Below are 11898 nucleotides of genomic sequence, written 5' to 3' on the forward strand. Positions count from 1 at the left end.
AGGGCTATTATATATTGAGTTAACATATAAATTTATAACACGATGAAAAAAATCATGATTGCAGCGATGATGATGCTCAGCACATCAGCTGTATTTGCCGGTGATAGCGACGCTCTGAAGGCTATCACCAAGACAAAAAATTATGCAGATGCCGCACAATTGGTCAAAAACACTTTGGCCCAATTAGCCGATGCTTCTGAAAAGGCTAAGGCTTACGAGCATCTTACTAAATTGGCATTGGAAAAATTTGATAAGGAAAATGCCATCCAAGCACAGAACATGCAAGCTCAACTTACCAAGCAGAAAGAGCAACCATATGACACTATAGGTTTCTATCAGGCCGCTTATAACGCCACAATGGATGGTTTGGAATGTTTAAAGTATGATGCTATGCCCAACGCCAAGGGTAAAGTGAGAAAAAAATACACTTCTTCGCTAACGCCATTGATCTCAAACGCACGCATGCAATTGGTTACCGCGGGTAATTATTACGCTCAAAATGGCAACCAAGATGGTGTCTTGAAGTATTGGGGTACATTCTTGGACACGGATGACAATCCAGCTTTTGCGGCGTCTAAGCAATCAGAAGCTCAGTTTATTGGTCAAGTAGCTTATTATACCGCGCAGTATGCCAACCAAGCTAACCAATATGACCGCGCGATGAAATACGCGGAGATAGCCATGCAAGACAAGGATATGAAAAAGCAAGCGGAGGCTTTTAAGTATGCGATGGCGCAACGTGGGCTGAAAACTAAGGAAGACTCGGTGAAATATGCCGCTACATTGAAAACAGCGTACGACAACGATCCGAGCAATGAGATGATTTTTGGAACTCTCTGTAACATGTATACCGGTCTGGAGATGGGTGCTGAACTGGACGCTTTGCTGGCAGAAAAGCTTGCTAAAGAACCTAAGAATTTCACGGCTTGGGCACTGAAAGGGCAGACGCTTCTCAATCGAAACGCTAAGGCCGAGAACCCCAATTGGGACGAATGTATCAACGCTTTCAAGGAAGCAATAAATATTGATGCCACCAACCCCGTTGTTTTAACTTATTTGGGTTTTGCCATAAACGCTAAGGCATCACAGATTAATGGTGATTTAGCTGCACAGAAAAAACTCTACGAGGAGTCTATGGGTTACTTGGAAAAAGCCAAGGAAATAGATCCTAACAGAGAGAAGGCCAATTGGGTTTACCCACTCTACCAGTGCTATTATGTGATTTATAAGGCGACAGATCCGCGTACAAAGGAATTGGAAAAGATTTTGAAGCAATAAAAATCAATTGATATAGTCTCATGTGTAAGATATTTACTGTGGGACTATTATGCGATATACGAATTTGAAGGACCAAGTTGACACTCTACGTGTCAGCTTGGTTCGTATTAAAAACAAACGCTTCTATGTACATCATGTAAAGGTGTTACCCTAATCAATGTTTATTATATGATTAACAGGGTGAATTTAAGGATGAATTAAAAGGTACTAAGGTGAAATCAAGGATAATGCTTTTTATAGTATTGCTATCTATTAGTTGCAATGCTTTTTCGCAAAAAAGAGAGATTAATACAGCTCGAGATTGGGTAAAAAAGGGGAAAAATTTAGAAAAGGCGGAACTTTCAATGCGTAGGCTTTTGGAAGATTCGGCTAACCAAAGAAACACTAAAATTTGGGATGTTCTGTTTGAAACTTTGCGTAAACAGTACCAAGTGGGAAATGAAAAGTTGTATCTTAAACAAAAATATGACACGGTATCGCTTTTCAATACAACTTCGCGCATGTTCTCAATCATGGTTCATTACGATTCCATTGACGCTCTCCCAGACAAAAAAGGTCGTGTGAAGATGGTCTATAGAAAGGTCAACGCCGAGTTGTTGAATACGATTAGACCCAACCTTTATAATGGTGGCGTTTTCTTGATAAGTAAACAAAAATACCCAGAGGCATACATCATGCTCGACCAATATCTTGCCACGGCTTCACAACCTATGTTCAAAGGGTATAATTATGGTGAGAAAGACAAGAATATTCCGACTGTATCCTATTGGGCGATGTATTGTGGCTACAAGATGAATGATACCACAAAAGTGTTAAGACATGCCCCCTTGGCCCTTCAAGACAGTCTTCATCACGAGATGGCAATGCAATATCTATCAGAGACTTATATGTTAATGAAGGATACATCAAACTATGTTCGCACGCTGAAAAAAGGTTTTGAGCAATATCCACGAACAACATTCTTTTACTCTCACCTTGTTGATTTCTACTCACATAATAGACAGTGGGATAGGGCTTTAGACTTAACGAATAGAGCCTTGGATGTAGATAAAACTCAAAAAATGTATCATATTACCAAGAGTTCTTTGTTGCTTAATTTGGGAAAATACAAGGAGTGTTTTGACATTTGCGACTCGTTGCTCCAAGTGGATGATAGTTTGCCTGAGGCATACCTTAATGCAGGTTTGGCCAAATTTAACGCGGGTGTGACCATAGAGAAGCAATCCGTCAAATCTAACAGGTCTAAAAAAGACATCTTAAAGCTCTATCAAGAAGCTCTGCCTTATTTGCAGACTTACCGAAAACTATGCCCAGAAAAGTTGGACGTATGGGGATTGCCCTTGTACACCATATATTTGAGTTTAAACATGGGCAAGGAATTTGACGAGATAGATCGTCTGATTAAAAAATAAGCTATAATATTTTCGCGAGAGTCAATAGTGTGTCATATTGTTTATAACAACCGAACATGTCACATTGAGACGCAAAAGTCTTTTAATGGAGCTTTTTTAGCAATGTAAACGAAGAAGGTAAAATTATCCGTTTACCATTTTTATTCGAAATTAAGATGGTTTAGTTTCGTGCGCAATTGTTCCGCAAGGCTTTTCCTTATTGCCAAAACGATCTGGCATGTTGCCTCAAATTTTTGTGAGATGATGCGCGCGTCCATTTCTTTAACAACCCTCATCACCCCATTAATCATAGGATAAGAGAAGTCGAAAGTTATTTTATCCTCTACCAAACGCTCCACTATCTCACAGTGCTCAATCGCATTTGCCGCAGCTGTTCGATAGGCTACAATAAGTCCACTGGTTCCTAAATTCACGCCACCATAATATCTAACAACACAAATTAAAATGTCTGTTAGATTGTTTGAGTTAATTTGCCCAAGTATAGGCCTGCCTGCTGTAGAAGAGGGTTCGCCGTCATCGTTTACCCTAAATATGTCGCGAGCGGGACCAAGAACATACGCCCAGCAACAATGGCGTGCGTCATAATACTTCTTTCGACACTCTTGTATTAAATTTTTAGCATTCTCCGCTGTCTCTACATGATACGCAAAAGCGAGGAACTTGCTACGTTTTTCAGCGTAGAAGCCCTCGCCTATATTGTTAATCGTCGTATAGCTATCAGTCATTAAAAATTTATTGGTTTACAAACAAGAAAGTTATATTAATCAAACAAAATATTTATGGCTGTAGCTTTGACGAAGATGATCAATCCTCCAACTTGTGAATGATAAGACCGGAGCGCAGTTTTGGCTCGAACCAAGTGGCCTTCGGAGGCATTATTTTGCCAGAGTCGGCAATATCCATGATTTGTTTCATAGATACAGGATATAATGCAAGTGCCCAGCGCATTTCACCACTGTCTACTCTTCTCTTAAGTTCTTTGAGTCCTCGGAGTCCTCCAACGAAGTCTATTCGCTTGTCAGAGCGGAGGTCTTTGATACCCATCAGCTTGTCAAGGATAAGTCTGCTGGAGATGTCTACATCAAGAACACCGATAGGGTCACTATCATTATAGGTGCCCGGTTTAGCTTTCAGGCTGTACCAACACTTGTCCAAATAAAGAGAAAACTCGTGCAAAGCTTGTGGTTTGTATTCTTTCTCACCTTTCTTCTCAACAGTGAAATCCTGCTCCAAAGCTTTTAGGAACTCCTCTGCTGTCATGCCGTTGAGGTCCTTCACCACGCGATTGTAATCGAGAATGGTAAGTTGGCTGGCTTGGAAACATACAGCCATGAAGTAGTTGTATTCCTCATTGCCGTTGTGATTTGGATTTTGGCGAGCTTTCTCGGCACCCACAAGAGCAGCCGCAGCGGATCTATGGTGACCGTCTGCAATGTACAAACTTGGCATTTTGGCAAACTCTTCTGTGATAGTTTTGATATCATTCTTGTCAGAAATGACCCATAATTGATGGCGGAAACCATCTATCGGAGCAATAAAATCATACTCTGGTTTGGTCTTGGCATAACGATTTAGCAAGTCGTTCAAAACCGAATTGTCAGGGTAAGCGAAGAATACTGGTTCAATGTTAGCGTTGCAAACACGCACATGTTTCATGCGATCCTCTTCCTTGTCACGGCGTGTCAATTCGTGTTTTTTAATGACCCCAGTCATATAATCCTGCACAAACGCTCCAACTACCAAGCCATATTGTGTTTTGTCGCCCATGGTCTGGGCATAGATGTAATAATGCTCGTCGTTGTCTTGTACAAGCCAGCCCTTCTCTTGGAACTTTTTAAATTGGTCGGCTGCACTTTGATACACACGGGTATCATATTCAGAAGTACCCTTCTCAAAGTTGATTTCAGGTTTAATTATATGATAAAGTGATTTCTCGTTGTTGCCAGCTTCCTCACGCGCTTCTTCAGAGTCAAGCACGTCATAAGGGCGAGATTCTACCTCTTCGACAAATTCTTTTGGTGGTCGAACTCCTTTAAAAGGTTTTATTGTAGCCATAGTAAGATTTATTGGATATATTGTTTTATCATACTAAAATGGGTGAAAGCAATGCTTTAAAAGCACCTTTTACTCCTAATAGATATGCTATAAAAATATTTACCCACTCGTTCGGTCATTCTACAGAGAAGTCACGATCGAGTGGGTAACATGTTATTTGTTCACTTGAAATTTGGTGTCACCACTTTCAAAGAAAGCGTTGATCTGCTTAGCGGCAGCGATACCAGCGTTGATATTGGCCTCAGCAGTCTGTGCGCCCATTTTCTTCGGAGTGGAGAAGTAGCGACCTTCAAACTTCTTGAATTCCTCATCGGCATCTGGCTTGATATCAGTGATAAACTTGATGTCATCGCGATCTGCCATTAATTTGAGCAATTCAGGCTCATTGATCACTTCCTTGCGAGCGGTGTTAACCAATATTCCACCTTTCTTCATGAGGTTAACCACATTGTAATTGATGCTCTGCTTGGTCTCTGGAGTAGCAGGAATGTGGAGGCTTACCACGTCACAGCACTTGAACAATTCGTCACGGCTGTCAACGGCATGTACGCCAGCACTCTCGATAGCGTCTTTGGGGCAGTACTCATCATAAGCACAAACATCCATACCAAAGCCTTTGGCGATACGAGCCACATTGCGTCCAACGTTTCCAAAAGCCAAGATACCAAGTTTTTTACCCTTAAGCTCAACGCCTGCCTTGCCATTATAGAAATTGCGAACAGCAGATACCAACATGCCAAAAACCAATTCGGCCACTGCGTTAGAGTTCTGTCCCGGAGTGTTTTCTACCACTACATTTTTCTCTTTGGCGTAAGCCGTATCGATAGAGTCATATCCTGCGCCAGCGCGAACAACGATCTTGAGGTTCTTGGCGGCATCCAAAACTTGCGGAGTGACTTTGTCAGAGCGAACGATCATGGCGTCTACGTCTGCCACAGCGTCTAACAATTGTTTTACGTCTGTATATTTCTCAAGTAACACTACTTCGTGCCCAGCAGCCTTAGCCTCTTTTTTGATACCTTCTACAGCAGCTGCAGCAAATGGTTTTTCAGTAGCAACAAGTATTTTCATAGCTTTATTAATTTTCTTAGATTTATGATTTAATGAAATAACAATCCCTCCATGGCGGAGGGATTGCCTTTTTAATGTTGAGCCTCGAAATCCTTCATGGCTTTCACCAAAGCGTTAACGCCCTCGATGGTCTGTGCGTTATAGCAGCTGGCGCGGAACCCACCTACTGAGCGGTGACCCTTAAGGCCTACCATGCCACGCTCTGTAGCGAACTCGAAGAATGGAGCTTCCAGATCTTTATACTCATCGTTCATTACGAAGCAGATGTTCATCAGTGAGCGATCTTCCTCGGCAACAGTGCCTTTGAAGAGCTTGTTGCGATCGATTTCGTCATACACAATCTTGGCGCGCTCTTTAGCACGGCGATCCATTTCTTTGACACCGCCCTCGGCTTTGACCCAACGCATTGTCTCCATAAGAGAGTAGATAGGCACAACAGGAGGTGTATTGAACATAGAGCCTTTGTCTACGTGTGTGGTGTAGTTGAGCATTGTAGGCAATTCGCGAGGAGCCTTGCCAAGCATATCGTTCTTTACAATAACAAAGGTAACACCTGCCATAGCCATGTTTTTCTGTGCACCGCCATAGATAGCGATATACTTAGAAACATCTACAGGGCGGCTCATAATGTCAGAAGACATGTCGGCGATCAATGGAACTGGTGCGTCAATGTCCTTGCGCAGCTCTGTACCATAGATGGTATTGTTGGTTGTGATATGTAGATAGTCAAGATCTGAAGGGATCTCGTAGTTGTGGGGAACGTATGTAAAGTTCTTATCGGCAGAAGAAGCAACCTCTACAACCTCACCATATAGCTTAGCTTCTTTCAGCGCTTTTTTAGCCCACGTACCAGTATTGACGTATCCTGCTTTCTTGATAAGGAAGTTAGCAGGTATCTGTGTGAACTGTAGCGAGGCGCCGCCACCAAGGAAGATTACCGAGTATCCCTCAGGAATGTCGAGCAGTTCCTTGATCAAAGCAACCGTCTCGTCTACCACTGGCTGGAAATACTTGGCACGGTGGCTGATTTCCATTAGTGAAAGTCCGTTACCGTTAAAATCCAAAATTTGTTTTGCGGTGTTCTCAATCACTTCGCGAGGAAGCATCGAAGGACCAGCATTAAAGTTGTACTTCTTCATATTTTTTATAGTAATTAAATGGTTAGTAAATCTTACCCTATTCGGTTAACTGGCTGCAAACATAATGGTTTAATTTGGAATAAACAAATTATCGACGTGTTTTTTTTGAAAAAAAAACGTAAATCGTCAAATACCTGAATTTCATGCATATCTACTTTCAACAGAGAGAATTGAGCGTTTATATTAGCTTTATAAACATTTGGTTACATTTTGTCACATCAACTTATTTCTTGTATATCAAAACAACAAGTGTGTAGCTTGGAAATCTACATTATGAACAGATGCGAAACGGCCTAAAATGAAAATATAATAAGGTATGTAAATCATTGTTCCCACCCAAAAAGTGTCATTAAAAAAAACGACGTTAGGTTGGACTTAAAAACGTAATAAGTTGAGATTTTTTATCAATCTGTTCATCCTGCTACTTGCAAGTAAATAATCATAGCCAAACATTCATCAATCTTAAGGTTATTCGTGGTATAGCGGATTCAATATTGAAAAAATATGACAAGTGGTCGCTTGTAGTTTGCGTATTTACAACCGAAGATGCCCGCGCTCGCAAATACGCAAAAAATGAGCGTTTATTGTAATGGGCTATATTTCAATATTTTATAGCGATTTCTCTTATTTTGAGCTTCGAAAGGTTTGTTTTTCGTTTGCCTTTAATGCTTAATGGCTTCTTGAATAAGGCTTATTCGCAACGTCAATAATACCGAAACGTCCTGCGTTTAGAGCTTAAACGCAGGACGAATAGGTACTAATGACATTAACATGATACAAGAAAGTGAATGCCGAAGGCAAAAAATATGTTGAGAAATGGTTTTCTATCACGTAGTTTGTACGGTTTAGATACACACTTTTTTGTGACTATTTTCTGACATTTTGATTTGAGAACGCATGTTGCGAACGTGTCATTTAATATGATCTAACGGCCATTCTGGCTGCCATCTTGGATTTTGTCTGGTAAGTGTTCGAGCGTAAAACGTATACTATTTCCACATCGCATACCACTGTTTGTAGTTGTCTCATGCTGTATTAGCCAATAAAAGCAAAAGATGACAAGGTGCAATTCATGTTTTTATTCTTTATTACATGATGTGGAATTATTTAGGGTCTGCCTTTAAAACTCAAAGCCGAGGTTTACAAAGAAGTTTATTTTCTTAGACTTACTCGAATATCCTATCGTGGCACCCATGGGGCCAAACATAGAGCGATAGTAATAGGCTGCTTGATACCCCATTGTCGGACCTTTTGCAAAAATATCGTCCAGTTTGTCGGCGTGCTGTGCTCCCACAACTTTTAAAAGAATGTAATTGTTGGTGCTGAGACGCTCTTGCAACTTAATTTGGCAAGCAGCAAACTTGCTGTCAGTACGCTCTAACCACGAAACGCCCACAAATGGCATTTGCTGGTCAATGTAATGACCAAACCATTGGCCACCTATGAAGTTTTGCCTGATGAGCGGAATATCATCGCCAAAGAGCATGCGCCCATAGAGTAGGGGTTGGAGGGTGAGGCGCTTGGTCAACTTGAACGACATTTGCCAGCCTGCACTCAACTCGCTGAAACCCTTGTGACCGTTGTATTGTAGGAGGTTGTCGGTGAAATATGCATACTCGGCCTGAAACTTGGCACCTCGTGTGGGAAACAACCCTGTGTTTTCGGAGTTGTATCTAAAGTTGGCGTGATAGCTCAAGAGATGCTCATTGTTGAGCGTAAGGTTTTTATGTTCTGAATTGTTGCTAACCAATAGTTTGTAAAAATTGTAGTAATCCCACTGCACACCAATATCCATGGCTAAATTTTTAACGTCGATATTGAGTGCGCGCAACCTGGCCTGATGCTGGTTGAAAGTAATGCTGTAATTGTTATTACCCTTTTCATACACCTCAATGTCGTGTCGATAAAAATTGTAATCTAAAGACATGTTCACAAGTCCGTTAGACATCCACATGGCTTTGGTTCCCACCATGATGTTACGCCCAAGCCTTACAGTGCCCTCTATGTCGAGCGGTGCATGTGCCAACGAATAAACACCATTGAGCTGCAAGGCTACTAATTCTTCTGTGTCAAATCTCACGCCAAGGTTGCCCTGCAGCATATTGTGGTCCGGCCTGCGATTGCGTGCGTCTTTTTTAAAATCGATGGGCTGCATGGCCATTGGGTTTGGCTTGTGTGGGCGCGGCTTGTAGTTGTCAGGTAGGCCCAGTTTTCGTTTGAGTGCCATTAGTTCGTCCCAGTGTGCCATGGCCGCTTCCTCACCCCGTCTTATGAGTGTGTCTATCGCAGCTTGGTTGAAACTGGCCGCGCCGTAACCATCTACGTTTACGTGGATGGGTATGTTGGTGATGGCGATATTCTCGTCATACTTATGCCTACAGTTTACGTCTATTATCTGTCCTATTATCGCAGAACTGCTGTTCAGTTCGTCGGCAGTTTTGGATTCGCCTTGTACGGTTGATCCTATGATGTAATCAGCTCCCATCGAACGGGCAATATCGGCAGGATAATTGTTGCGCAGACCACCGTCGACAAGCAATTTGTCGCCCATTCTTATAGGTGTGAAAAAGCCGGGAATAGACATGCTGGCACGCATGGCTCGAGCCAAAATGCCACTGTGAAAATCGTGCTCGGTATTGTCTATAATATTGGTTGCCACGCATGCGAAAGGTATTGGAAGATGCGAGAAATCCATAGAGTCGTGGTATCCCTTTGTCAAATGCTCGAAGAGTTGGTCGAGGTTTTTCCCTTTGACAAGTCCACCAGTGGTAGTTTTCTTGTCTTTATCAAATACAAATGTTTTGGATAAGAAATAGGTGTTCTGCTTGCGCCGTTTAAAAAGGTTTTGCGAATAATAGTTGTCGCGGTCGCTGAGCAAGAAATTCCAATCCTGTTTTCTAACGATGGAATCGAGTAATTGTGCGTTCCATCCACAGCAATAGAGACCGCCTACGATGCTTCCCATAGATGTGCCGGTTACCATATCGACTGGTATACCAGCTCGCTCTATGACCTTCATCACACCAATATGAGCCACTCCTTTGGCTCCTCCGCCTGAAAGCACGATGGCCACCTTCTTTCGTTGGGCGTTTGACTGTGCCCACATGGGTGATAATAGGCACAAAAGGAACAGGGATAGAATATATAAAAATCTACATTCCTCTTGGCTTAAAAACTTATTTTTCATATCATTATATCTATTTAATGCAAAAATAGTGGGTTCTTGAGAAAAAAACAAAAATTTAATAAAAAGTTTTCTATTATCATGTAATATGAGTATTTTTGTATATTAATCAAACAAATAAATAGCATGAAGTTTGCAATTATTGCTGCGGGAGAAGGCTCTCGGTTGGCATTGGAAGGTGTTAGTGCACCCAAACCTTTGGTCAAAGTGGGCGGAAACTGTCTTCTTGACCGGCTTATAGGCATTTTCATGGAGCACGATGCTCATGAGATAGACGTGATATGCAATGACCTGACGCCTTTAGTGGCAGCACACTTGAGTGATATCAAGGCTAATGGCATGAATGGAAAGCGAGTGCCATTAAAGTATATTGTGAAAAGCACGCCAAGCTCCATGCACTCTTTTTACGAGTTGAGCCACCTGTTAGCAGACGAGCCATTTGTATTGACCACAGTAGATACCATTTTCTTGGAAGATGAGTTTGCCGAATATCTCAAGGCTTTTGATCGTGCGTTGAGAACCGATTGTGATGGTGTGATGGGCGTTACCGACTATATAGACGATGAAAAACCACTATATGTCAAGACAGATAACAGCATGCAAATCACGGGCTTTTATGATGATAACAGTATGGACTGTACTTACGTTTCGGGTGGCATCTATGGCCTAAAGCCCACGGCTATAGAAACCCTGAAACACTGTATGCAGCGTGGAGAGAGCCGTATGCGTAACTTTCAACGCGCGCTTGTAAACGAGGGCAAGTGTATGACGGCTTTTAATTTTTCTAAAATCTTAGACATAGACCATGCCGCAGACATTGCCAAAGCTGATCGCTTTTTGACAGAGCATGCTCAAAAAAACATGAGAGAATGATGGATAGCAAGCGGCCAAATATTTTAGCCATACGCCGAAAGGCTTGCTTCTCACCTAATTCTGTTGAGAAAGATCGATTGATATTACAGTTGGTTTGTGATGAAATAAAAAAAATAGGACATCTCAAATCGGATATAAAAATGGTCGATGAAGTTGCTTTGACACAACCGATCGAGACGGTGGATTGTTGCGTATCAATGGCTCGTTCAGACAGGGCATTAGCCGTTTTGGCAGCTATGCAATCTAATGGTTGCATGATTGTGAACAGTCCGCAAGGTGTGATGAGCTGCCAACGATCCAAATTGAACAGGCTAATGCTTGAAAATAATATTCCGATGCCTAACCAAGAAGGTGAACATGGCTACTGGTTGAAACGAGGTGATACGGCGGCGCAAACAGAAAGAGACGTGGTATATTGTCCTGACAAAACTGTTCTCGAAAAAACAAAAGATGAGTTTCGAGCGCGTGGCATAGACGACTTGGTGGTCAGCGCACATATAATTGGCGACTTAGTGAAGTTCTATGGAGTGGGAGAGCGGTTCTTCCAATACTTCTATCCCAGTGATGATGGTATCTCGAAGTTTGGCGTGGAGCAAGTAAACGGCAAGGCTCATCATTACGATTTTAACGTGGAAAGACTCAGGAGTTGTGTTGTAAAACTGGCCAAGCTAACAGGCATAGATGTATATGGGGGCGATGTGATCATTGATAAAAACGGCAATTACAGCATCATTGACTTCAATGACTGGCCCAGTTTTTCACGCTGCAGGATTGCGGCGGCCAAGGCCATAGCCTTGGAGGTGGTGTCAAAAATAGGTTGGGATATTGTTTCGACGGATAACCGTGAACAAAAAGCGTCTCCTGTCATATAAAAAATAATATTAAC

At 42.0% G+C, this 11898-nt stretch carries 9 protein-coding genes; 4 read left to right on the forward strand and 5 right to left on the reverse strand.

All coding sequences use genetic code 11. The features are described 5' to 3' along the window. Positions 1–42: 42 nt before the first annotated feature. Positions 43–1278 (forward strand): tetratricopeptide repeat protein, encoded by a 1236-nt coding sequence (locus C7379_RS01315; protein WP_116615644.1) that lies wholly within the window; start codon positions 43–45, stop codon positions 1276–1278. A gap of 500 nt (positions 1279–1778) precedes the next feature. Next, positions 1779–2690, forward strand: coding sequence for a tetratricopeptide repeat protein (locus C7379_RS01320; protein ID WP_336469913.1), 912 nt, complete (start codon positions 1779–1781; stop codon positions 2688–2690). 140 nt (positions 2691–2830) lie between these two features. On the opposite strand, the gene C7379_RS01325 is transcribed toward C7379_RS01320, so the two are convergent. The 5 genes from C7379_RS01325 to C7379_RS01345 form a co-directional block, all read right to left on the reverse strand. Then, on the reverse strand, positions 2831–3415 hold the full coding sequence (locus C7379_RS01325; RefSeq protein WP_116615646.1) for an IMPACT family protein: 585 nt from the start codon (positions 3413–3415) through the stop codon (positions 2831–2833). A gap of 79 nt (positions 3416–3494) precedes the next feature. Further along, on the reverse strand, positions 3495–4745 hold the full coding sequence (locus C7379_RS01330) for a DUF1015 domain-containing protein (protein ID WP_116615647.1): 1251 nt from the start codon (positions 4743–4745) through the stop codon (positions 3495–3497). A gap of 153 nt (positions 4746–4898) precedes the next feature. Further along, on the reverse strand, positions 4899–5816 hold the full coding sequence (locus C7379_RS01335) for an NAD(P)-dependent oxidoreductase (protein ID WP_116615648.1): 918 nt from the start codon (positions 5814–5816) through the stop codon (positions 4899–4901). 71 nt (positions 5817–5887) lie between these two features. After that, positions 5888–6955 (reverse strand): 3-phosphoserine/phosphohydroxythreonine transaminase, encoded by a 1068-nt coding sequence (gene serC / locus C7379_RS01340; protein ID WP_116615649.1) that lies wholly within the window; start codon positions 6953–6955, stop codon positions 5888–5890. A gap of 1120 nt (positions 6956–8075) precedes the next feature. Further along, positions 8076–10061: a patatin-like phospholipase family protein gene (locus C7379_RS01345; RefSeq protein WP_243406674.1), complete on the reverse strand. Its 1986-nt coding sequence runs from the start codon at positions 10059–10061 to the stop codon at positions 8076–8078. Between the two features lie 204 nt (positions 10062–10265). On the opposite strand from C7379_RS01345, the gene C7379_RS01350 reads away from it, so the two are divergent. Both C7379_RS01350 and C7379_RS01355 read left to right on the forward strand, forming a co-directional pair. Continuing rightward, the gene (locus C7379_RS01350) at positions 10266–11012 is read left to right on the forward strand and encodes a sugar phosphate nucleotidyltransferase (RefSeq protein ID WP_116615651.1); all 747 of its coding nucleotides are present in this window, start codon (positions 10266–10268) and stop codon (positions 11010–11012) included. Next, the gene (locus C7379_RS01355; protein ID WP_336469914.1) at positions 11009–11884 is read left to right on the forward strand and encodes an ATP-grasp domain-containing protein; all 876 of its coding nucleotides are present in this window, start codon (positions 11009–11011) and stop codon (positions 11882–11884) included. Before C7379_RS01350 ends, C7379_RS01355 begins: the two co-directional genes overlap by 4 nt. Positions 11885–11898 lie beyond the last annotated feature (14 nt).

Source organism: Hallella colorans, assembly GCF_003096815.1.
GTDB classification, from domain to species: Bacteria; Bacteroidota; Bacteroidia; order Bacteroidales; family Bacteroidaceae; genus Prevotella; species Prevotella colorans.